Annotated in this window: 22 protein-coding genes; 17 read left to right on the top strand and 5 right to left on the bottom strand. The window is 71.6% G+C overall.

Features of this window, described 5'->3' with window-relative positions; translation table 11 throughout:
• Positions 1-104: 104 nt before the first annotated feature.
• Positions 105-1568, top strand: a complete 1464-nt coding sequence (locus BLT25_RS09625) for a malate:quinone oxidoreductase (RefSeq protein WP_091044877.1) — start codon at positions 105-107, stop codon at positions 1566-1568.
• On the opposite strand, the gene BLT25_RS09620 is transcribed toward BLT25_RS09625, so the two are convergent.
• The gene (locus BLT25_RS09620; protein ID WP_256328525.1) at positions 1565-2950 is read right to left on the bottom strand and encodes an FAD/NAD(P)-binding protein; all 1386 of its coding nucleotides are present in this window, start codon (positions 2948-2950) and stop codon (positions 1565-1567) included. The two genes, BLT25_RS09625 and BLT25_RS09620, sit on opposite strands and share 4 nt — an antisense overlap.
• Positions 2951-3059: 109 nt before the next feature.
• Between BLT25_RS09620 and BLT25_RS09615 the strand changes: the two genes are divergently transcribed.
• Genes BLT25_RS09615 through BLT25_RS09605 form a run of 3 tightly spaced genes read left to right on the top strand, consistent with a single transcriptional unit; the run spans position 3060 to position 5450 of the window.
• Positions 3060-3644, top strand: coding sequence for a helix-turn-helix domain-containing protein (locus tag BLT25_RS09615; RefSeq protein ID WP_091044869.1), 585 nt, complete (start codon positions 3060-3062; stop codon positions 3642-3644).
• Positions 3645-3647: 3 nt separating this feature from the next.
• Complete coding sequence (locus tag BLT25_RS09610; RefSeq protein WP_091044867.1) at positions 3648-4895, top strand: MFS transporter; 1248 nt, start codon at positions 3648-3650, stop codon at positions 4893-4895.
• Between the two features lie 60 nt (positions 4896-4955).
• Positions 4956-5450 carry a hypothetical protein gene (locus tag BLT25_RS09605; RefSeq protein ID WP_091044865.1) on the top strand — a complete coding sequence of 165 codons (495 nt, stop codon included), beginning with the start codon at positions 4956-4958 and terminating at the stop codon, positions 5448-5450.
• On the opposite strand, the gene BLT25_RS09600 is transcribed toward BLT25_RS09605, so the two are convergent.
• Positions 5419-5796, bottom strand: coding sequence for a hypothetical protein (locus tag BLT25_RS09600; protein WP_256328524.1), 378 nt, complete (start codon positions 5794-5796; stop codon positions 5419-5421). The genes BLT25_RS09605 and BLT25_RS09600 overlap by 32 nt on opposite strands.
• A 172-nt stretch (positions 5797-5968) precedes the next feature.
• Here BLT25_RS09600 and BLT25_RS09595 point away from each other — a divergent pair, with 172 nt between their 5' ends.
• Positions 5969-6955 (top strand): restriction endonuclease, encoded by a 987-nt coding sequence (locus tag BLT25_RS09595; protein ID WP_091044861.1) that lies wholly within the window; start codon positions 5969-5971, stop codon positions 6953-6955.
• 11 nt (positions 6956-6966) lie between these two features.
• Here BLT25_RS09595 and BLT25_RS09590 read toward each other — a convergent pair whose 3' ends face one another.
• A complete protein-coding gene (locus BLT25_RS09590; protein WP_143033695.1) occupies positions 6967-7692 on the bottom strand; it encodes an HNH endonuclease family protein in 726 nt (241 codons plus the stop codon).
• Between the two features lie 150 nt (positions 7693-7842).
• Here BLT25_RS09590 and BLT25_RS09585 point away from each other — a divergent pair, with 150 nt between their 5' ends.
• Positions 7843-8658: an S-methyl-5'-thioadenosine phosphorylase gene (locus tag BLT25_RS09585; protein ID WP_091044842.1), complete on the top strand. Its 816-nt coding sequence runs from the start codon at positions 7843-7845 to the stop codon at positions 8656-8658.
• Positions 8655-9701 (top strand): NAD-dependent epimerase/dehydratase family protein, encoded by a 1047-nt coding sequence (locus tag BLT25_RS09580; RefSeq protein ID WP_091044841.1) that lies wholly within the window; start codon positions 8655-8657, stop codon positions 9699-9701. Before BLT25_RS09585 ends, BLT25_RS09580 begins: the two co-directional genes overlap by 4 nt.
• Positions 9702-9765: 64 nt before the next feature.
• Here BLT25_RS09580 and BLT25_RS09575 read toward each other — a convergent pair whose 3' ends face one another.
• Positions 9766-11157: a hypothetical protein gene (locus BLT25_RS09575; RefSeq protein WP_091044840.1), complete on the bottom strand. Its 1392-nt coding sequence runs from the start codon at positions 11155-11157 to the stop codon at positions 9766-9768.
• 113 nt (positions 11158-11270) lie between these two features.
• On the opposite strand from BLT25_RS09575, the gene BLT25_RS09570 reads away from it, so the two are divergent.
• The 7 genes from BLT25_RS09570 to BLT25_RS09540 are packed head-to-tail and all read left to right on the top strand — an operon-like array spanning position 11271 to position 16710.
• Positions 11271-11951, top strand: a complete 681-nt coding sequence (locus BLT25_RS09570) for a glycosyltransferase family 2 protein (RefSeq protein ID WP_091044839.1) — start codon at positions 11271-11273, stop codon at positions 11949-11951.
• Positions 11948-12607, top strand: a complete 660-nt coding sequence (locus BLT25_RS09565; protein ID WP_091044838.1) for a TIGR04282 family arsenosugar biosynthesis glycosyltransferase — start codon at positions 11948-11950, stop codon at positions 12605-12607. The genes BLT25_RS09570 and BLT25_RS09565 overlap by 4 nt, the downstream gene beginning before the upstream one ends.
• Positions 12604-13296, top strand: a complete 693-nt coding sequence (locus tag BLT25_RS09560) for a methyltransferase domain-containing protein (protein WP_091044837.1) — start codon at positions 12604-12606, stop codon at positions 13294-13296. Before BLT25_RS09565 ends, BLT25_RS09560 begins: the two co-directional genes overlap by 4 nt.
• Complete coding sequence (locus tag BLT25_RS09555) at positions 13293-14438, top strand: molybdopterin-dependent oxidoreductase (protein ID WP_091044836.1); 1146 nt, start codon at positions 13293-13295, stop codon at positions 14436-14438. Before BLT25_RS09560 ends, BLT25_RS09555 begins: the two co-directional genes overlap by 4 nt.
• Complete coding sequence (locus tag BLT25_RS09550; protein ID WP_143033694.1) at positions 14435-14869, top strand: hypothetical protein; 435 nt, start codon at positions 14435-14437, stop codon at positions 14867-14869. The genes BLT25_RS09555 and BLT25_RS09550 overlap by 4 nt, the downstream gene beginning before the upstream one ends.
• Positions 14870-14875: 6 nt before the next feature.
• Positions 14876-15562, top strand: coding sequence for a response regulator transcription factor (locus tag BLT25_RS09545; RefSeq protein ID WP_091044834.1), 687 nt, complete (start codon positions 14876-14878; stop codon positions 15560-15562).
• The gene (locus BLT25_RS09540) at positions 15559-16710 is read left to right on the top strand and encodes a sensor histidine kinase (RefSeq protein ID WP_091044833.1); all 1152 of its coding nucleotides are present in this window, start codon (positions 15559-15561) and stop codon (positions 16708-16710) included. Before BLT25_RS09545 ends, BLT25_RS09540 begins: the two co-directional genes overlap by 4 nt.
• 4 nt (positions 16711-16714) lie before the next feature.
• Here BLT25_RS09540 and BLT25_RS09535 read toward each other — a convergent pair whose 3' ends face one another.
• Complete coding sequence (locus tag BLT25_RS09535; RefSeq protein ID WP_091044832.1) at positions 16715-17308, bottom strand: PadR family transcriptional regulator; 594 nt, start codon at positions 17306-17308, stop codon at positions 16715-16717.
• A gap of 116 nt (positions 17309-17424) precedes the next feature.
• Here BLT25_RS09535 and BLT25_RS09530 point away from each other — a divergent pair, with 116 nt between their 5' ends.
• From BLT25_RS09530 to BLT25_RS09520, 3 genes are read left to right on the top strand one after another with little or no spacing between them, the layout of a single operon-like run.
• Complete coding sequence (locus tag BLT25_RS09530; RefSeq protein WP_091044829.1) at positions 17425-18528, top strand: aromatic ring-hydroxylating dioxygenase subunit alpha; 1104 nt, start codon at positions 17425-17427, stop codon at positions 18526-18528.
• Positions 18529-18538: 10 nt separating this feature from the next.
• Positions 18539-19549, top strand: a complete 1011-nt coding sequence (locus BLT25_RS09525; protein WP_091044826.1) for a PDR/VanB family oxidoreductase — start codon at positions 18539-18541, stop codon at positions 19547-19549.
• 25 nt (positions 19550-19574) lie between these two features.
• Positions 19575-20912, top strand: a complete 1338-nt coding sequence (locus BLT25_RS09520; protein WP_091044824.1) for an MFS transporter — start codon at positions 19575-19577, stop codon at positions 20910-20912.
• Positions 20913-21012: the final 100 nt, after the last annotated feature.

Below are 21012 nucleotides of genomic sequence, written 5' to 3'. Positions count from 1 at the left end.
AGCCAGAAACACGATCGGGTCCGGGCAGTGAAGTTGCCCACAAGTTAGACCGATCTAAGGACCCCGATTAACCATTGCGGCCCCAAAAGCGAGACAAAAGACCTGTGGACGAACCTCTTGACGTAGTGCTGATCGGCGGCGGCATCATGAGCGCCACCCTGGGCGTGCTCCTCCAGGAGCTGGAGCCCAGCTGGTCCATCAAGATGATCGAGCGGCTCGACTCGCTCGCCGTCGAGTCCTCCGGCCCGTGGAACAACGCCGGCACCGGTCACTCCGCGCTGTGCGAGCTCAACTACAGCCCGCAGAAGGCCGACGGCTCGGTCGACATCTCCAAGGCCGTCAACGTCAACGAGCAGTTCCAGCTCTCCCGTCAGCTGTGGTCCTTCCTGGTCGAGAACGGCCGGATCCCGGACCCGGACAAGTTCATCCACACCGTTCCGCACATGTCCTTCGTGTGGGGTGCCGAGAACGTCGACTACCTCCGCAAGCGCTACGAGGCGCTGTCGGTCCACCCGCTCTTCGGCGGGATGGAGTTCAGCGAGGACCCCGAGGTCATCAAGGGCTGGGCTCCGCTGCTGCTCGAGGGTCGCTCCGCGAAGTCCCTCGCCGACGAGCCCGTCGCGGCGACCTGGACCAACGCCGGCACCGACGTCGACTTCGGCTCGCTCACCTCGATGCTGACCCGCACCCTGGTCGACAAGGGCGCCGACCTGGAGACCGGGTCCGAGGTCACCGACCTGCACCAGACGATGGACGGCTTCTGGCACGTCTACGGCCGCAACGAGACCGGTAAGTACCACCTGCGTTCCCGCTTCGTCTTCGTCGGCGCCGGCGGCTACGCGCTGCCGCTGCTGCAGAAGGCCGCCATCCGGGAGATCCGCGGCTTCGGCGGCTTCCCCGTCTCCGGTGAGTTCCTGCGTACGTCCAAGCCGGAGCTCGTCGCCCAGCACCGCGCCAAGGCCTACGGCAAGGCCGCCGTCGGCGCTCCGCCGATGTCGGTGCCCCACCTCGACACCCGTTACGTCGAGGGCAAGACCCACCTGATGTTCGGTCCGTACGCCGGCTGGAGCCCGCGCTTCCTCAAGACCGGCTCGCTCACCGACCTGTTCCTCTCGGTGCGGCCCCACAACCTGCTGCCGATGCTGCGGGCCGGGCTCACCAACATGGACCTCACCGTCTACCTGGTCAAGGAGCTGCTGCGCTCGCCGCGCAAGAAGTTCGACGACCTCCAGGACTTCTTCCCCGCCGCGGACCGCAAGGACTGGGAGCGGATCATCGCCGGTCAGCGGGTGCAGGTCATCCGCCCCGACGGCGTACTCCAGTTCGGCACCGAGGTCATCACCGCCGAGGACGGCACCATCGCGGGTCTCCTGGGCGCCTCGCCCGGTGCCTCGACCGCCCCGGCCATCATGGTCAACGTCCTGCGCCGCTGCTTCCCCGACCGTTGGGACGGCTGGCAGCCCCAGCTCAAGGCGATGATCCCGGCCACCGGTGCCGAGCTCAGCGCCGACCCCGAGCTCGCCGCCGAGACCTTCGCGCGCACCGACCGCCAGCTCCACCTCGGTTAGTCGCTGGTCGAGCCGCCGTCACCGCTGGTGAGGTGGGCGGCTACGGAGGCTGCTTGTCCTCGGATCTCGGGGATGGCGGTGGCCTCGTAGAGCGCGCCCTTGCAGGGCGGGCCGACGGTCAGAAGATTCGGTACGACGCTGCCGTCCGCTCCGATGGCGTGGCCGTCCTCGGTGACGTCGATGCCGAGGCGGAGAGGGTCGGGGGCGATCAGGCCGCGCTTCTGGAGCGCGAGCAGGAGCGGGTTGTCGGTGCGGGTGATGTCGGGTGAGGGGCCGGTGCAGTTGATCACCGCGGTGACCTCGCGGTCGCCGTCGGCCAGCGTGATGACCGGCTGGGCGGTCCCATTCCGCGCGCCGTCGACCCGGGAGCCGAGCACCCCGCCGCCGAGGATCTCCAGGCGTCCCTCTGCCCGGTAGGCGTCGAGGAGGGCGGCGATGCGCGGAGCCATGCGGTGGCGGCGTACCTCCCACTCGCGGGCGTAGACCTCGCGGAAGCGACGGCGCTCCGGCTCGGGCAGGCGGCGCCAGATCGACTGGGTCGGGCCGCGGAGGCCGTCGATGACGGCTCGCCAGTCGACGCCGAGGCGGGCCGCGTGCTCGATCTGGTCGCGTACGAGCGAGGCGATGCCGTCGGCGGTCAGCGGGCCGTCGGGGATCGGAGTGACCCAAGAGGTGAACTGGTCGTCGACGTGGGGGTTGGGGACCAGGCCGTGGCGGCTGACCATGATCACCCGGCGGTCCGGGGCGTCGTCGAGGAGCGTGACGGTCGTGTCGACGGCGGTCAGGCCGGTGCCGACGACGAGCACGGTCGCATCGACAGGCAGTGCGCTGATCCGGGCCACGTCCCAGGGGTCCGACAGGTTCCACGGCGCCTCGGGGAGTCCCGCCAGCGGCTGGGGCGGCGGGTTGCCGTACGCGAGGACGACGGCGTCGGCCACATGTCCTTCGTCGTCGCTGGTCAGCACCCGGAAACCGGCACCGACCGGCTCGACGTCGATGACCGTCTCGCCGACGATCTCAAACGCCCCCGGACCACCCTCGGCAGCGCTCGCGAGCCGGTCGCGCAGGTAGCGCGCGTAGTCGCGCCGGGGCAGGAAGTCGATCGGGCCGAGCTCGATGCCGGCCTCGGCCGCCCAGTCGAGCAGATCGTCACGGTCGTCGGGGAAACCCGACATGTTGTTGGCCCGGACGTTGAGGAGATGGCGGCCGTCGGTCGTCGAATAGGCCACTCCGTAACCAGCCTCGCCGCGCGACTCGAACAATGTCACCGAAGCACCGCGGCGGAGCAGGTTGATCGCGGTCAGCGTGCCGCTGGCTCCTCCTCCGATGATCGCCACCGTCGGGGTGGAGGTCGGCGTGGGCGGCGCGGCATCAGTCGTCACCCCGACAGGGTAACTGCGCTATCCGGGCTTTGTTCACCTGGTTACTCCATATTCAGCGAAACCGCATAAATATATTTGCAAAGATCTCTTTGCAGTCTATGGTTGACCCATGGCAGCTCGCGAGATCGTCCCCGGAGTCGACCAGCTCAAGGCCCTCACCCACCCCTTGCGCGTACGCATGCTCGGCATCCTCCGCGTCGACGGCCCAGCAACTGCGACGACCCTGGCCGCCCGGCTCGGCATCAACAGCGGCGCGACGTCCTACCACCTCCGGCAGCTCGCGCAGCACGGATTCATCGAGGACGACGAGAGCCGCGGCAACGCCCGGGAGCGCTGGTGGAAGGCCGCCCATCAGGCGACTGTCACCGGCGACAGCAGCGTGCCGGACACCGACGAGGGCCGCGAGACCCTCGACGCGTACCTGCAGACGGTCGTCACCATCTACGCCCAGCGCCTCCAGGAGGCGATCGAGGAGCGGGCGCTCCTCCCTCAGGAGTGGCGCGAGACCTTCGGCCTCAACGACCGGGTCGTCCGGCTGACACCCGCCCAGGCCTCACGCGTCGAGGAGCAGGTCAACAAGATCATCGACGACCTGGAGGAGGAGCCGGAGGGCGAGGCCGTGATGTTCCAGTTCCACGTCTTCCCACTGCCAGGTCATGTCAGCACCGGCCACGAGACAAACCCGGAGAGATAGGCCATGAAGCTCCCCCTCTACGGCTGGCTCGCCGCCGAGACCATCTCGCTGGTCGGCACCCGCATCTCGATGCTGGCGCTGCCCTGGTTCGTGCTCGAGACGACCGGTAGTCCCGCCAAGGCCGGCCTGATCGCGCTCTTCGAGATGACCCCGCTGGTGCTCAGCAAGATCTTCGGCGGCCCGGTGATCGACCGCATCGGCCCACGCCGCGTCGCGATCGCCTGCGACCTCGGCTCGGCCGTCGTGGTCGGCCTCATCCCTCTTCTGTACGCAGCAGGCCTCCTGCACTTCCCGATCCTGCTGCTGCTCGTCGCCATGGCCGGCGCGCTGCGCGGTCCCGGTGACTCCGCGAAGTCCTCGATGATCCCGCAGCTGGTCGAGGCGGCCGGCGTACCGACGGAGCGGGCCACCGGGCTCCACTCGTTCGTCGAACGCACCGCCTCCATGCTCGGCGCCGCCGCGGCGGGCCTGCTGATCGGTCTGGTCGGCGCGACCGACGCGATCGTGATCGACGCCGCCTCGTTCGCTCTCGGTGCTCTGGTGCTCGCCACGACGACCGCCGGGCTGACGCGAGCCCGAGGACCGGAACCCGCGGAGCAGGTCGCACGGCCCACGCCCTACCGCGCCCAGCTCGCCGAGGGCTGGCACTTCCTCCGCCGCGACCGGGTCCTCCTCGGGATCGCGTTCATGGTCGCGCTGACCAACCTGATCGACCTGGCCTGGAGCAGCGTGCTGATGCCGGTCTGGGGCCAGCAGCACGCCGGCCCCGAGACGATCGGCCTGCTGTTCGCGACCTTCTCCGGCTTCTCCGCGTTGGGATCGGCCGTGGCCGCGGCGCTCGGCGACCGGATGCGGCGCTACCCGACGTACCTGGTCTGCTTCCTCATCACCGGGATCCCACGGTTCCTGGTGCTCGCCTTCGGGGCGCCGCTGTGGGTCGTGTTCGTGGTGTTCGCGATCGGCGGGACCAGCAGCGGGTTCATCAACCCGATCCTCGGGGCGATCCAGTTCGAGCGGATCCCGGCCCACGTCCTCGGCCGGGTGATGTCGCTGATCTCGGCCTTCGCCTGGGGGCTGATGCCGCTCGGCGGCCTCCTCGGCGGCAGCCTGGTCTCGGCGTTCGGCCTGACCACGGCGCTGGTGGTCTGCGGGATCGCGTACTTCGTGGTCACCATGTTCCCCGCGATCGATCCGACCTGGAAGCAGATCGAGCGTCAGCCGGAGGAGGGACCCGTCCCCGTACGCACGTAGGGGGACGGATGGCTCCACAGAGGGATCCGATCGCGGGTGCCCGTCCGTGACTCTTCCCCCATGACACCTCGGCGATCTCTTCCCCACACCATCAAGCTCGCGAGCATCGCCTGGGCGGGCGCGGTCGCCGCCGGCGTGATCGAGTCGGTGCTCGCCGTGACCCGGATCCTCGGCGAGGGCGCCATGGAACCCGGCGACTGGCTCGGCCTCGGCATCCGCGTGGCCGTCTACGCGGCCGCGGCCGCACTCATCACCGGCCTCGTACGCGGCTCCCGGACCGCACGGCTCGCACTGACCGGCCTCCTGAGCGTGGCGGGTCTTGCCTCCCTCGTCGTCCCGGCAGCACTCGAGATCGTGGGTGGATCCTCGGTCGCGGCCGCCCTCGGCAGCGACGGCGGCCTCCTCGGAACCGTGTTCGTCACGGTGCGCGTCATCCACGTGGTGCTGGTGATCGTCGCGACCGTCGCCATGTACACGCCGACAGCGAACGCCTACTTCAGACGCCCCGATTCCTCGAGCCGGCCTAGCAGGCTTCCCGCAGCCGCGGGATCCTAGGGATGCCGCCGAGCCGCTTGTTGTAGCGGACCTGGTCGGAGTAGCCCTCCAGGAGCGTCCACAGCGCCTTGTGGGCCGGCCAGGGGATGGCCTCGCCGGGGAACGCCCAGGTGGAGCCGAAGCCGATCCAGACCGGGACCCAGTCCTTGGCGCAGTCCCACTCGCCGCGCTTGGACATCAGCAGCCGGTTGCGGACCTGGAACGCGAGTCGCTGACCGTCCTTGACGATCGGCGCCGCGCACACCCGCCACAGCGGCATGTCGAGGGACATCAGCTGGATCTCGATGTCGCCCAGAACGCGCGGATCCACCAGGACCGTAGCGACGTTCTCATGCGGGCGCCTCATGTACATCACGCTAGCGGCGAGCACCGACAAACGTGACTGGATCCGCCAGGAGCGAACAGCCCGGGCCGATTCGCCACCCCGCCGGACAAGACGTACGCGGCGGGCCTATCATCCTCCCCAATCTCGATCGGGCAGGGAGGCCCGAGTGGAGGATCGAGGAAGGACCCCTACGTTGGCACCCCCGAGGCAGCCCAGAACGGGCGAAGACGCCGAGAAGTACGCCGCGGAGCATCTGCAATCCCTCGGCTGGCCCGACGCCGCCCCCTCGGGCAGCACCGCGGCCGCCGACGTCGACATCATCGGCGGCCGCCCCGACAACGTCGTCGTCGCCCAGGTCGTGCTCACCCGCGCACCGACCGAGGCCCGCAGCGTCTGTGCCGTACGCGGCGCGGGCTACGCCTACGACGCCCGGACGGTCGCGCTCTTCAGCCGGGCCGGCTTCACGGTGGACGCGGTCGAGTGGGCCGACAAGGTCCGGGTCGCGCTGTTCGAGTTCGCCTCCGACGGGTCGATCCGCCCGCACGGGAAGCACGCGGCCGAGCTGGTCACGACGGCCACCGCACCGGCGCCGACGCCGGCCCTCGGCCGGGCACCCGAGCCGATGCCCGGCCGCCACCTCGATCCCACCCGCACCGGCAGCTTCAACTTCACCTCGAAGATCCCCGCCGTCAGGCCCCGCCGGAGGGCCGGCGACAAGCCCGCCCCGGAGGTCGCTGCGGACGTCGCTCCCGACCCGGCACCGAAGGCGGTCGAGAAGATCGCCAGCCCGTTGACCGGCCCGCTCCCGGCATACACGACCATGAGCATCCCGAAGGCGCCTACCGCTCCGTCGGACGCCCGGTGGGTGCCCGACGGGCTCGGGCCGATCCTCGACGCGATCGCCCGGGCGACGCAGCTGCCCGTGGTGCTCGTCCTGGGCTCCGACCAGCGGGCCGAGTGGGTGCGGGAGACCTTCCAGGTCGGCACGATCACGGTCACCGACGAGAGCGTGCTGCCGATGCTGCTCTCGCTGGTGACGGGCCGGGAGTCGCAGTACGCGAGCGGCGAGTCCTATCACAAGGTCGACGGCCTCAAGCCCCAGGGCGAACGGGCGCTGGAGTCGTGGCGGGCGTGGGCGGCGTACGACCGGGCGATGGCCAACTACCGGCGCGCCGTCTGAGCCTCAGGCCCTCAGCAGTAGCCGAGCATCTCGCCGAGCGCCCGCCTCTCGCTGTCGTCGACGGCGAGAGACCAGCGTGCCTTGGTCGCGATCCAGCGGGCTGCGTACGCACACTGGAACCCCTTCCGAGGACGCCAGCCCGCCGGGTCGTCGTCGCTCTTGCCCATGTTGGTCGGGCCGTCGACGGCGAGCAGGTTGCCCAGATCGTCGGCGAAGGCTCGGCGCCGGTCCGGGGGCCAGGCGCTCGCCCCGGAGCGCCAGGCCTCCGAGAGCGGCACGACGTGGTCGATCTGGATCGCCTGGGCCTGGCCGGGCTCCTTCAGGTCGGTGAAGACCAGCCGTCTGCCGGTGTAGGGGTCGACCCACGTCCCGGCGAGCACGTCGTGGTCGCAGCTGCCCTGCGGCCGGGTCCGCACCTCGACGGCGTCGCGCAGGAGCACGTCGTCGCGCTGGTTGCACCCGTTGCCGTCGCTGTCGGCCCAGCCTCCGCCGAACGACGAGCGTACGTAGCCGGCCAGCCCGTCGGGTCGCCTCGCGACCGTCGCCAACGCGGCGAGATCACCGCGCACCTCGGGCACGTCGACCGGCCCCGGCGAAGCCTGCGGGATCGCCATCGGAGGCGTACCCGGAGACGTATGTCGTGTCGCCGGAGCCTCGTCGGGCAGCCACAACGAGATCGCCCAGCCGGCGACCGCCAGCAGGACGACCAGCGCGCCCAGCGACGTACGTCTTCCCACGCCGTCGCATTGTGCCCGCGACCACCGACGTTCGAGCCTGCGAACCCGCAAAGCGGGTCGAGACCCACGCGACTCACCGCAGGTATTACCGAACGGTGACGGATGCGTCGACCCCTGTCGCCCAGGGACCAGCGCTGGCACAGTGAGGGCATGACTGGGCTGGACATGGGACAGGCACGCCTCGCCGAGGTCGGGGTCATCGGCGGGACCGGGCTCTACGAGTTCTTGACCGATGCCGAGGAGGTGGCGGTCGAGACCCCTTACGGCGATCCTTCCGCGCCGGTGACGATAGGCACCGTCGCGGGGCGGTCGGTGGCCTTCGTGCCCCGCCACGGCCGCTCGCACGAGTACCCGCCGCACGCCATCCCCTACCGGGCCAACCTCTGGGCGCTGAAGTCGCTCGGCGTGACCCAGGTGCTCTCCCCCAGCGCCGTCGGCGGTCTCCGGCCGGATGCCGTCGCCACCGGCGACCTGGTCACCCCCGACCAGCTCGTCGACCGCACCTGGCGCCGGATCCCCAGCTACGTGGAGACCGGCGCGACCCACGTACCTCTGGCCGACCCCTACTGCGCGCGGATCGCCAAGGCGTACGTGTCCGCCGACCCGTCCGTGAAGTCCGGTGGCACGCTCATCGTGATCGAGGGGCCGCGGTTCTCGACACGCGCGGAGTCGGTCCACCATGCCGCCCAGGGCTGGACGCTGGTCGGGATGACCGGCGCCCCGGAGGCGGCGCTCGCCCGCGAGCTGCGGATGTGTTACGCGCCGTTGTGCCTGGTCACCGACATGGACGCGGGCGCGGCCGAGGGCGAGGGCGTCGACGAGGACGACGTCTACGCGCTCTTCGCCGCCAACCTGGAGCGGATGCGCACCATCCTGACCGACACGATCGGCGGCCTGCCCGACCCGGTCGACTGTCCCTGCTCGACCTGGGCCGAGGGCAAGCAGCTCGCCTACGAGATCCCGTGAGGGTCCTGCTCACCGGGTCCGCCGGTTTCATCGGCACCGCTATCGGCCGGGCCCTGGAGGATGCCGGGCACGAGGTCGTACGTGTCGACGTGCTGTTGCCGATGGCCCACGGCGAGACCGCCGCGGCGCCGCCCGGGACCCACCTCCTCGACGTCCGCGACGCCGGCGGCTGGGGCGACCTGCTGGATGGCATCGACGCGGTCTGCCACCAGGCCGCGGTCGTCGGCGCCGGGGTCACGGTGGCCGATCTCCCGCTGTACGCCGCGCACAACGACCTCGGCACCGCCGCGCTCCTGGCCGCGATGAGCGAGCACGGGGTCTCCCGGCTGGTGCTCGCCTCTTCGATGGTCGTCTACGGCGAGGGCCGCTATGTCTGCGCGACCCACGGTGACCGGGTCCCGCCGCCGCGCTCGCGGGCCGCGCTCGACTCCGGAGACTTCGAGAACCACTGCGACCTCTGCGGCGGCGCGCTGGCCTGGGCGGCGGTGGCCGAGTCCGCCCGGCTCGACCCCCGCAGCTCGTACGCCGCCAGCAAGGTCGCCCAGGAGCACTACGCCTCCGCGTGGGCGCGCCAGGCCGACGCGACGGCGATCGCGCTGCGCTACCACAACGTCTACGGGCCGCACATGCCGGCGGACACGCCCTACTCCGGGGTCGCCGCCATCTTCCGGTCCTCCTTGGAGCGGGGCGAGGCGCCTCAGGTCTTCGAGGACGGCGGCCAGCAGCGCGACTTCGTCCACGTCGACGACGTGGCGCGCGCCAACCTGGCTGCGCTGGAGGCGACCTCCGAGCGGTCACCCGGCGAGCTGGCCGCCTACAACGTCGCGTCCGGGCATCCGGTCACGATCAGCGAGGTGGCCTCGCTGGTCGCGCGCGGAACTCGGACGGAGGTCGCGCCGGTGGTCACCGGGCGCTACCGGATCGGGGACGTACGCCATGTCGTCGCCTCCCCGGAGCTCGCGGAGAAGGAGCTCGGCTTCCGCGCCCAGGTGCTGCCGGAGGTCGGTCTCCCCGCCTTCGCCACCGCTCCCCTGCGGTCGTAGCCGATCCCCCGCTGGTCGAGCCGCCGGAGCCGCTAGGCGAAGGCGTGTCGAGACCAGCGGGCAGTCACCAGCTGGTGTAGAGGAGGTGCTGGACGAGCAGGGCGGTGCCGAGCTGGAGGGCCAGACCAGGGCGGCGCCAGCGCTCGGGTAGGAGGGCGCAGCCGAGGGTGAGCCAGGGGATGAACGGCAGCCAGATCCGCTCCACCTCCGCCCGGCTCATCTGGGAGGCGTCCGCGAGAGCGACCATGATCACCGCGGCCGCGACCAGGACCACGACCACCCGGTCGGCCCGGTCGCGACGGGCGGCCCAGGTGGCACCGAGCCCGGCACCGACGAGCGGCCCTGCGCTGATCGCGAGCGCGGCCAGGTTCCCCCAGGTCCAGTACGCGCCGGGACGCTGGTGCGCCAGCCCGTCCCAATAGCGGTCGACCAGCACGGGGTACGCCTCCCACCAGGCGAAGCCGCCGACGGCGAAGGCGAGAGCAACGGCCACCGCGGACGCGATCGCGATCGGCAGGACCCGCCACCCCCCGCCCACCCAGATCACCGCGAGCGCGAGGACCCCGGCGAGCAAGAGCCCGTACGACATGAACACGACGTACCCAAGGAGGATCCCCGCGAAGACGCCCGCCACCCGGGCCGCCCTGCGGGATACGACGGGACGTTCTTGTCCGTTACCGGCCGGTAGACCGACGGAAACGTCCCGTCGTATCCCGACCGAGGCGACCGCGAGGAGACACATCCCCCAGGCGACCGCGACCGCCATCACCGCATCGGCCGAGACCGCCAGGAACACCGCGCTCGGGGACAGCACCAGGTACGGCGCCGCCGCCCGGGCCGCATCCTCGGCACCGAGGACACGGACCGTCGTCATGACCGCCAACGGCAGGGTCGCGGCGATCACCGTGACGACCAGGCCGGCGGCCAGGTCCCCGCCGAGCCCGACCTTCACGAGGAGCACGAAGAAGAGCACCATCCCGGGCGGGTGCCCGGCGATGTGGACCGGCCAGTTCCCTGCCGGGGCGTCGTAGGGGATCCGGGAGACGTACTCCCGCAGCAGCCCCGGGACGTCGTCGACGGACCTGGCCGTTTCGAGGTACTCGGTCGGGTTCCCCAGCACCCGCGAGATGCCCTCGGGGCCGTCCACCAGCGCCAGCGCCAGCAGCCACACCAGCCCGGCGGCGTACGCGACCAGGAGCAGGCGTCGCCAGGGCAGCCGCCTTGACATCGGGTCCGCCCAGCGCAGCGACGCGAGCGCGAGCAGGACCGCCGGCAGCGTGCCGATACCCACCTTGACCTGCGGGTATCCGTGGAGCGGGGCGAACGTGCCGTCGTCGAGGTGCACCCGTGGCCACACCTGCCAGTCGAAGAGGGGCGGCACGACGACGGCCGTCACGACGAGGGCGACCGTGACGACGAACCCCACCATGGCGGCGCGGTGAGCTGAGGAGTTCACGACTGCGAGCGTAGGTCCGTGACGGCTCGATGACCGCCGGCGCACGGGGCCCGTCATCGGACCGTAAGATCTGCGGGCCCCATCGGCGGCGACGCGTTCCTAGAGTCGATCGCATGGCCGAAACCAGCCCCGACCCAGACCCAGAGATCGACCTCGTGCTGCCCTGCCGCGACGAGGCCGCAGCCCTGCGCGAGCTGCTGCCGCGGGTGCCGGCGGGACTCTCCGTGATCGTCGTCGACAACGGCTCGACGGACGGCACTGCCGACGTCGCCCGCGCGCAGGGGGCGCGGGTGGTGTCGGAGTCTCGGCCGGGGTACGGGGCGGCGGTGCACGCCGGCCTGCTGGCTGCGACCGCTCCCTTCGTCGTCGTAATGGACGGCGACGGCTCCTTCGATCCCGCTGCCGCGCTGCCCCTGGTCGAGACGATCAGGCGCGACGAGGCCGACCTGGCGCTGGGCCGCCGCAGGCCGGTGGTCCGGGGCGCCCAGCCGTGGCACGCCCTGGTCGGCAACCGGCTGGTCCTGACCGCACTGCGGAGGCGCACCGGCCTGCGGGTGCGTGACATCGCCCCGCTGCGCGCGGCCCGCCGGGAGGCGCTGCTCGGGCTCGGCGTGGAGGACCGGCGCTCGGGCTATCCGGTCGAGCTCCTCGATCGCGCGGCCCGGGCCGGCTGGCGCGTCCACGAGATCGACGTCGACTACCACCCTCGGGCGGCCGGGACCCGCTCGAAGGTCTCGGGCTCCGTGCGGGGCAGCCTGCTTGCGGCGTACGACTTCTGGCGGGTGCTCTCGTGACGACGCCGACCCTCCTCCTCGTCGCCAAGGCACCGGTGCCCGGCCTGGTGAAGACCCGGCTGGCGGCCGGGGTCGGGGTGGCGACCGCCACCGCGGTGGCGGCGGCCGCGCTGCTGGACACGATCGAGGTGTGCACGTTGGCGGTGGGACCGGACCGGTGCCGGCTCGCCCTCTCCGGCGATCTCGCCGAGGGAGTCCGGGCGGACGAGATCCGGACCGCTCTCGCCGGGTGGACCCTCGCCCGGCAACGCGGAGACGGACTCGGCGAGCGACTCGCGCACGCCCACTCCGAGGTCACCGGACCGGTGGTGCAGATCGGCATGGACACCCCGCAGGTGACCCCGGACGGACTGCTCGCCGTGGCCGACGGTCTGGGGGCGGCCGATGCCGTGCTCGCTCCTGCCGAGGACGGCGGCTGGTGGGCCCTGGCGCTCCGCGACCCGTCGGCCGCCACCGCGCTGCGCGACGTCCCCATGTCCACCCCCCAGACGTACGCAGCCACCCGCTCCGCCCTCGAAGCACTCGGCCTCCGGGTCACCGCCGGTGAGCGGCTGCGCGACGTCGACCACCTCGCCGACGTCGCGCCCGTCGCCGCGGCCGCCCCGACCACCCGGTTCGCCATGACCGCGGCCGAGATCGCGCGGGTCGCCCGATGACCGCGGTGGCGGCCGAGACGGCGTTCGCGCATGCCTTCGCCCGCGAGGAGTGCCGGGTGGTGAGCGTCGACGGCAGGTCCTCCCGACTTCCGGTCGAGGACTGGACCCGCACCGCCGACGCCGCGGACCTCGCCCTGCTCTCGCACTGCGCCGGACCGACGGTCGACCTCGGCTGCGGCCCGGGCCGGATGACCGAAGCGCTCACCGCTCGGGGCCTGCCGTCGCTCGGCGTCGACGTCGTCGCGGAGGCCGTTGCCCAGACCGAGGCCCGTGGTGGCCGCGCGGTCCGTCGCGATCTCTTCGAACCCCTGCCCGGCGAGGGCTGGTGGGCGACCGCTCTCCTCGCCGACGGCAACCTCGGGATCGGCGGGGACCCGCTCGCCCTCCTCGCCCGCGTACGCCGACTGCTGGTGCCGGGTGGCCGGGTCGTCGCCGAGGTGCATCCGCCCGGGACACCGAGCGGCCCGTTGCTCGCTGAGCTGGTCTGCGACTGCGGTGGCTCCTCGCAGTTCCCGTGGGCGGTCGTCGGCGCCGACGCGATCGGATCGATCGCCACCGAGGTCGGACTCGCGGTGAGGCGGCTCGAGCCGCTCCCGCATCCGCGGGCACTGCCCCGCCCGTCAGCCCCGGCCCCGCTCACCCCCGCCGGTGACCGCTGGGTCGCCGTACTCGTGGAGGACGCCGCATGAGAATCCCCTCGGAGGACTCGTTCACCTCGCGCCTGCGCAGCGCCGCGGTCGCCGCACGGGTCGGGCTGTGGCTCGGGATCTGCTTCCTGGTCGCGCTCGCGACCGGGCTGATCAGCCACTACGCCCAGGTCGACCACCAACCGGTGCCGCTCCCGGCCAGCCCGTCGTGGTTCTACCGGGTCACCCAGGGCCTGCACGTCGCCGCCGGCACCGCGGCGATCCCGCTGCTGCTGATCAAGCTCTGGGTCGTCTTCCCCAAGCTCTTCCAGCCGCTGCCGCGCCAGGTCCGCGAGGCGCTGCCGACCGCACTGGAGCGCGGCTCGATCGCCGTCCTGGTCAGTACGTCGATCGTCCAGCTCGCCACCGGCCTCCTCAACGTCGCCCAGTGGTATCCGTGGGGCTTCAGCTTCCGCAGCACCCACTACGCGCTCGCGTTCGTCGCCGTCGGGGCGCTGCTGGTGCACATCGCGGTGAAGCTCCCGATCATCCGCGACGCCCTGAAGGGCGACGTCGACGACACCTCCCACGACCGGCCGAACGCGGTCCGACCGGGCTCGGTCAGCCGGCGCGGCGTACTGGCCCTGGCCGGCACCTCCGCGGTCGCCGCGGCCGTGCTCTACGCGGCGGGCACCGTCCCGGGTCTCAGTCGGATCGCCGCCCTCTCCCCACGTTCCCGTGAGCACGGCATCCCGATCAACCGCACCGCGCACTCGGCCGGAGTGGTCGCCGAGGCCAGCAGCGCCGCCTACCGGCTCGAGGTCGTCCACGGCGCCACGACGCGGTCGCTGACCCGCGACGACCTGGTCGCCATGAAGCAGCGCACCCACATCCTCCCGATCGCCTGCGTCGAGGGCTGGAGCGTCGCCGGCGAGTGGGGCGGCGTACGCCTCCGCGACCTGCTCGACCTGGTCGGCGCCCCACCTGGACGCGAGGTGCGGGTCCGGTCGATCCAGACGTTCAGCGCCTCGGCCGACACGGTGCTTCCGCCGAACTTCGCCGACGACGACCGGACCCTGATGGCCCTCGTGCTCGACGGCGAGACGCTCTCGATGGACCACGGCTACCCGGTCCGGCTGATCGCGCCCGACCGTCCCGGGGTCATGCAGACGAAATGGGTCTCCCGGATCGAGGTGCTCGGATGAGAGCGACGCGCGGAGGGCTCATCCTTCTCGGCACGGTAGGGATGGCGTATGGAGCCTGGCTGCTGGTGAGCCGACAGGACCTCGGCCAGATCGTCGAGGTAGTGCTCTGGCTCGCGGCGGCCGTCGTGATCCACGACGGGATCCTGGCGCCGATGGTGCTCGGGCTCGGGTGGGTCGGTGGCCGGCTGCTGCCACGGGCGGTCGCCCGCGGTGCGGTGACGGTGCTCGTGCTGCTCGGGCCGGCGGCTCTGATCGCGATCCCGGTCCTCGACCGGTTCGGTGCGAAACCGGACAACCCGACGCTGCTCGACCGCGACTACACCCAGGGGCTGCTGGTCTTCGCGACCCTGTGCGTGTGCGCCGGTGTCGCCGTCGCCCTCGGCGAACTACGCTCACGACAGCCCGCCCGGACGAACGTCGAGGAGGAGTAGGGACCGATGGCACGTGTGCTTGTGGTCGACGACGACCTCACCGTTCGCGAGGTGCTGGCCTCCTATCTGCGCGCGGGCGCGCACGACGTCGTCGAGGCCGGCGACGGCGAGCAGGCGCTGCGCGCGATGAGCGAGCGACCCGCCGACATCGTCGTCCTCGACCTGATGCTGCCCGACATCGACGGGCTGGAGGTGTGCCGTCGGCTGCGGCAGACGAGCGAGGTGCCGATCATCATGCTCACCGCGCTCGGCAGCGAGGCCGACCGGATCATGGGCCTCGAACTGGGCGCCGACGACTACGTGGGCAAGCCGTTCAGCCCGCGGGAGCTGGTGCTGCGCGTCGACTCCGTGCTCAAGCGCACCGGCCACTCCGGCGAGGGCGGCGTGGTCTCCGACGGCTCCCTGGTGGTCGACGCGGACCGGCGGGTGGCGACCAGTGCCGGGGCGGAGCTGTCCTTGACCACCCGCGAGTTCGACCTGCTCCGCTACCTGATCGCCCATCCCGGCAAGGCCTTCACCCGGGAGGATCTGCTCGAGCACGTCTGGGGATGGACGATCGGCGACCGCTCGACGGTCACGGTCCACGTACGCCGGCTGAGGGAGAAGATCGAGTCCGACCCGACCCGGCCGGAGCGGCTGGTGACGGTCTGGGGCGTCGGCTATCGCTGGGAGCCCGTGGAGGCACGCGCATGAAGACCGCCGACGCCGTCCAGATCGCCCTCGTCGCCGCCGGCGCCGGGCTCGCCGTCGGTCTGGCGGGGCTCCTGGTCGCCTGGCTGACCCGCCGCTGGTCGATCCGCTGGCAGCTCACCCTGGTCGCCGCCGTCGCGGTGCTGACGGTCTTCGGTGGCGTACTCGGGATCGCGTGGCTCATGTTCCTCTCCGGCCACGACCTGCAGGTCATCACCGTGGTCACCTCGATCGCCGTGGTGGTGGCGATCCTGGTGGCGTTCGTCATCGGCTCTGCGATGGTGCGCTGGTCGGGCGCGGTCCAGCAGCAGGCCCGGCAGATGGTGCTCGGGGGCCATCAGCAGCCTGCCGAGAGCGGGCCGCGCGAGCTCCGGTCGCTGTCGGCCGAGCTCGCCGAGACCCAGCGGCGGCTCGAGGAGGCCAGCGCACGGGAGGCCCGGCTCGAGGAGTCTCGCCGCGAGCTGATCTCCTGGGTCGCCCACGATCTGCGTACGCCGCTCGCCGGGCTGCGGGCGATGGCCGAGGCCCTCGAGGACGGCATCGCCGCCGACCCCCACCGCTATCACCAGCGCATCCGCGTCGAGGTCGAGCGGCTGGCGAGGCTCGTGGACGACCTCTTCGAGCTGTCCCGGATCCAGGCCGGCGCCCTGACGCTGACCCCGGAGCCGGTCCTGCTCGGCGACCTGGTCAGCGAGGCGCTGGCCGGGGCCGACCCAGTCGCCCGGGAGCGGCGGGTCCGGCTCGGTGGCGAGGTCGAGGACGGCCTCGAGATCACCGCCGACCCGGCCAGCCTGTCCCGCGTCGTCTCCAACCTGCTGATGAACGCCATCCGCCACACCCCCGCGGACGGCACTGTCGAGGTGCACTGCCGGATGGCCCCCGGAGACGTACGCAGCGTCGATCTCAGCGTCAGCGACGGCTGTGGCGGCCTGGATCCCGGCGACATGGAGCGCGTCTTCGATCTCGGCTGGCAGGGCAGCCCCGCGCGCACCCCGACCGCACCCGAGGGAGCCGGCGGCGCCGGCGCCCAGGGCGCCGGGTTCGGTCTCGCCATCGTCAAGGGCCTCGTCGACGCGCACCGCGGCAGGGTCTGGGTGGAGAACCTTCCGGCGGCGACCGGCTGCCGGTTCCACGTACGCCTGCCGGCGTGACCGCTCAGTCGACGGTCGAGCCCTCCAGTTCGTCGACGAGCACGAGACCCCGCTCGGCCCAGGCGACCGCGGCGCGGGCCTGGTCGATCAGGCCGTCGTAGGCGAAGATCTTGTAGCGCACGATGCGGTCCCACTGGTTCGCGTCGTAGTGCTCGAGCCGTCGGGCGAGCGTGGGGTGGCTGCGGTCGACGAGGGTGGCGCGGGTGGCCTCGAGCATGGTCAGGTGCTCGGTCCAGTGGTCGCGGAACTGCTCCAGCTCGGCGCGCGCGGCGCCGGGTTCGGCCCACTCCAGGTAGGCCGCCTTGAGGTAGGCGGGCTCGCGCTGCCGGCGGATCTCGATGGGCGCGTCCATCCACTCCCGGAAGGCCGCGATCCCGGCCTCGGTGACGGCGTACTCCTTCTTGGTGCCCTTCTTGCCCCACGGCACGACCGTGGACTCGAGCAGGCCGTCGCGCTCCATCCGGTTGAGCTCCGGATAGATCTGCGAGTCGGGCGCGTGCCACACGTGGGCGACCGACTGGCTGAACTGCTTGGAGACGTCGTAGCCGGTCATCGGGCGTGAGGTGAGCAGCGCGAGCAGCGCGTACCTCAGCGACATCGTGACCCCCTCTTCACGCAGTGATCGTGGCGCGAGCGTATCCAACTCTTGCCACTCACTATAGAGATAGGTAGTTTGTGACGAGCACAACACCTATCTCCATAGGGAGTTTCTCCATGACCATCCTGGATTCGCCGCCGGTCACCGCCGCCAGCAAGATCTTCAACTTCCCCCGCAACGCCTGGTACGTCGCGGCGTGGGACCACGAGGTGACCGCGAAGCAGCCGCTCGCCCGCACCATCGCGGACCGCCCGCTGGCGCTGTGGCGCAACAGCGACGGCCGTGCCGTCGCGCTCGCCGACGCCTGCTGGCACCGGCTGGCGCCGCTGTCGAAGGGCAAGGTGCTCGGCGACGAGATCCAGTGCCCCTACCACGGGCTGCGCTACAACTCCGCCGGCCGCTGCACGAGCATGCCCGCGCAGGAGACGATCAACCCGAGCGCGATCGTCCCCTCCTACCCGGTCGTGGAGCGCCATCGCTACGTGTGGGTCTGGGTGGGCGACCCCGACCTGGCCGACCCCTCCTGCGTTCCGGACATGCACCAGATGGACTCCCCGGAGTGGGCCGGCGACGGCGAGACGATCTACGCGCCCTGCAACTACCAGCTCGTGCTCGACAACCTGATGGACCTCACCCACGAGGAGTTCGTGCACAGCTCGAGCATCGGTCAGGACGAGCTCTCCGAGGCCGAGTTCGAGGTGAGCCACACCGATCGCGGCGTGACCGTGACCCGCTGGATGCGCGACATCGACGCGCCTCCGTTCTGGCTGAAGAACATGCGCGACCGGTTCCCCGGCTTCACCGGGAAGGTCGACCGCTGGCAGATCATCCACTTCGAGGCGCCCTCGACGATCCGCATCGACGTCGGCGTCGCCAAGGCCGGCACCGGCGCCCCCGAGGGCGACCGCAGCCAGGGCGTGAACGGCTTCGTGATGAACACGATCACCCCCGAGACCGCGCGCACGTCGCACTACTTCTGGGCCTTCATGCGCAACTACCGCCTGGAGAGCCAGACCATCACGACCCAGCTGCGCCAAGGGGTCCACGGCGTCTTCGGCGAGGACGAGGACATGCTGGCCGCCCAGCAGCGCGCGATCGACGCCAACCCGGACCACGAGTTCTACAGCCTCAACATCGACGCCGGCGGGATGTGGGTACGCCGGATCCTGGACCGCATGCTGCAGGCGGAGGGTCTCCCCGCCGCCGCGGCTGCGAAGTGAGGCGGCCGCCATGGCAGTGAACACCCAGACCTGGTGGCAGCAGGGCCGCGTGGTCGAGACCTCCGATCTCGCTGAGGGCGTACGCCGCGTCGTGCTCGCCCCCGACCGCCCCGTCCACGCCGTCCCCGGCGCCCACGTCGACCTGCGACTCGACCTCTCCGGGCACGTCCGGAAGCGCTCCTACTCGGTCGTCCGCTCCGAGGACGGCGGCCGCCGGCTCACCCTCGGCGTCCAGCTCGCGCCGACGTCCCGCGGCGGATCGCGGCACATGCACGGCCTCCGCGTCGGTGACGTCGTCGAGATGACCGGTCCGGTCCAGAGCTTCCCGCTCGGGGTCGGCGCGGACCGCTACGTACTGGTCGCGGGCGGCATCGGCGTCACCGCGCTGGTGGCGATGGCCGACACCCTGCGCCGCCGCGGCGCCGACTACACGCTCGTCCTGGCCGGCCGGCGGCGCGCCGTGATGGCCTACCTCGACGAGCTCGTCGAGGTGCACGGCGATCGCGTGCGGGTGTTCGTCGACGACGAGGACGTACGCCTCGACGTGGAGACGCTGGTCGGCGGGATCGCCGGCTCGGCCGCTCCGACGCGGACCGAGATGTACATGTGCGGGCCGATCCGGCTGATGGACGCGATCCGCCGTGCCTGGGTGGCCCATGAGCTGCCCGAGCCCAACCTGCGGTTCGAGACCTTCGGCAGCAGCGGCGCCTGGGCGGCGGAGGACTTCGTCGTGCACCTCCCCCAGCTCGACCGCTCGGTCCGCGTCGGCAAGGACAGCTCGATGCTCGACGCGCTCGAGGACGCCGGCGTCGACGTGATGTGGGACTGCCGCAAGGGCGAGTGCGGGATCTGCCAGGTCAAGGTCCTCGACGTCAGCGGCCGGATCGACCACCGCGACGTGTTCCTGAGCCAGCAGCAGAAGGAGACGTACTCCTCCTTGTGCCTCTGCGTCGCCCGTGCCGCCCGCGGCGAGCCCGGCAAAGCCTCCGAACCGGCCGCCGTGACCCTCCACCTTCCGTGAACGCCCACCCCGAAAGAGACCCGAGATGAACCTTCGTGCGCGCATCGACGCCGCCGCGATGACTCCCTACCAGTGGATGGTCGTCGCCCTCTGCGTCCTGCTCAACTGTCTGGACGGATTCGACGTGATGGCGATGGCCTTCACGGCCTCCTCGCTGACCGAGGAGTTCGCGCTGAGCGGCTCGGAGCTCGGCGTGCTGCTGAGCGCCGGTCTGGTCGGCATGGCGGTCGGCTCGCTCGCGCTCGCGCCGGTCGCCGACGTCATCGGACGCCGGCCGCTGATCCTGATCAGCGTCGGCCTGGCGACCCTCGGCATGCTGCTCTCCGCGGCCGCCCCGACCGCCGTCCTGCTCGGCCTCGCCCGCGTCGTCACCGGACTCGGGGTCGGCGGCATCCTGGCCAGCACCAACGTGATCGCGAGCGAGTACGCCTCGGCGCGCTGGCGCGGTCTGGCGATCGGCCTCTACACGGCCGGCTACGGCATCGGCGCCACCCTGGGTGGCGTGGCCGCGCGCAGCATGCTGGCCGACCTCGGCTGGCGCAGCGTCTTCGTCGCCGGTGGCGTCGCGACCGGGATCGCCCTGGTCCTCCTCGTGGTGCTGCTGCCCGAGTCGGTCGACTTCCTGGTCCAGCGCCAGCCGCGTCAGGCGGTCGAGCGGATCAACCGGATCCTCGGGCGGCTCGGTCAGCCCGCCGTCACCGCGGAGTCGCTCGGTTCCGCCCCGGTTCCGGCCGCCGGGCGTCGGAGCGGCAACCCCGGTGTCCTGCTGGGCGCCGATCTGCGCCGCTCGACCCTGCTCATCTGGGTGGCGTTCCTGGCGACGATGTTCGGCTTCTACTTCGTCAACAGCTGGACCCCGCAGCTGCTGGTGACTTCCGGGATGTCCGAGGCGGACGCGGTCACCGCCGGCATGATGCTGGCACTGGGCGGCACCGCCGGCTCGGTCCTCTACGGCCTCATCGCCTCCCGGCTGGACAGCCGCCTGGTCCTGATCGGCTTCACGGTGCTCTCGGCGCTGACCATGGTCGTCTTCATCACCAGCACGGCGCTGCTCACCGTCGCGCTGATCATCGGCGTGCTCGTCGGGGCGCTCATCAACGGCTGCATCGCCGGCCTCTACACGATCACCCCGGCGGTCTACGGCACCGAGATCCGCAGCACCGGCATGGGCTGGGCGATCGGCATCGGCCGCATCGGGGCGATCCTGTCGCCGATGCTCGCCGGGCGCCTGCTCGACGCCTCGTGGACGCCGGTCAACCTGTACGTCGGCGCTGCCGTCGTCGTCGCGATCTCCGCCGTCGCGCTGCTGTTCCTGCGGACCGGGCGGGCCGCTCGGACCGTTCCCGACATGGCCTCGGCCTAGGCACCCGGAACCGGCCCGTCCCGGGTGCAACCGGGACGGGCCGTGGACCGTCTAGATCGGCAGGACGCCCGCTCGGGGCGTACGACCGATGAGGAGTCAC

Origin of the sequence: Nocardioides sp. YR527, from assembly GCF_900101045.1 — a bacterium.
Lineage (GTDB): Bacteria > Actinomycetota > Actinomycetes > Propionibacteriales > Nocardioidaceae > Nocardioides.
Note: the sequence above shows the minus strand (reverse complement) of the source record. Positions and strands in the feature narration are given on the sequence as shown.

Coding starts and splice junctions, on each gene's coding strand:
- BLT25_RS09605 (WP_091044865.1), top strand. CDS start 4,956: ATGACACCTCGGCGATCTCTTCCCCACACCATCAAGCTCGCGAGCATC.
- BLT25_RS09600 (WP_256328524.1), bottom strand. CDS start 5,796: ATGAGGCGCCCGCATGAGAACGTCGCTACGGTCCTGGTGGATCCGCGC.
- BLT25_RS09570 (WP_091044839.1), top strand. CDS start 11,271: ATGGCCGAAACCAGCCCCGACCCAGACCCAGAGATCGACCTCGTGCTG.
- BLT25_RS09535 (WP_091044832.1), bottom strand. CDS start 17,308: ATGTCGCTGAGGTACGCGCTGCTCGCGCTGCTCACCTCACGCCCGATG.
- BLT25_RS09540 (WP_091044833.1), top strand. CDS start 15,559: ATGAAGACCGCCGACGCCGTCCAGATCGCCCTCGTCGCCGCCGGCGCC.
- BLT25_RS09555 (WP_091044836.1), top strand. CDS start 13,293: ATGAGAATCCCCTCGGAGGACTCGTTCACCTCGCGCCTGCGCAGCGCC.
- BLT25_RS09520 (WP_091044824.1), top strand. CDS start 19,575: ATGAACCTTCGTGCGCGCATCGACGCCGCCGCGATGACTCCCTACCAG.
- BLT25_RS09615 (WP_091044869.1), top strand. CDS start 3,060: ATGGCAGCTCGCGAGATCGTCCCCGGAGTCGACCAGCTCAAGGCCCTC.
- BLT25_RS09530 (WP_091044829.1), top strand. CDS start 17,425: ATGACCATCCTGGATTCGCCGCCGGTCACCGCCGCCAGCAAGATCTTC.
- BLT25_RS09525 (WP_091044826.1), top strand. CDS start 18,539: ATGGCAGTGAACACCCAGACCTGGTGGCAGCAGGGCCGCGTGGTCGAG.
- BLT25_RS09560 (WP_091044837.1), top strand. CDS start 12,604: ATGACCGCGGTGGCGGCCGAGACGGCGTTCGCGCATGCCTTCGCCCGC.
- BLT25_RS09550 (WP_143033694.1), top strand. CDS start 14,435: ATGAGAGCGACGCGCGGAGGGCTCATCCTTCTCGGCACGGTAGGGATG.
- BLT25_RS09585 (WP_091044842.1), top strand. CDS start 7,843: ATGACTGGGCTGGACATGGGACAGGCACGCCTCGCCGAGGTCGGGGTC.
- BLT25_RS09545 (WP_091044834.1), top strand. CDS start 14,876: ATGGCACGTGTGCTTGTGGTCGACGACGACCTCACCGTTCGCGAGGTG.
- BLT25_RS09610 (WP_091044867.1), top strand. CDS start 3,648: ATGAAGCTCCCCCTCTACGGCTGGCTCGCCGCCGAGACCATCTCGCTG.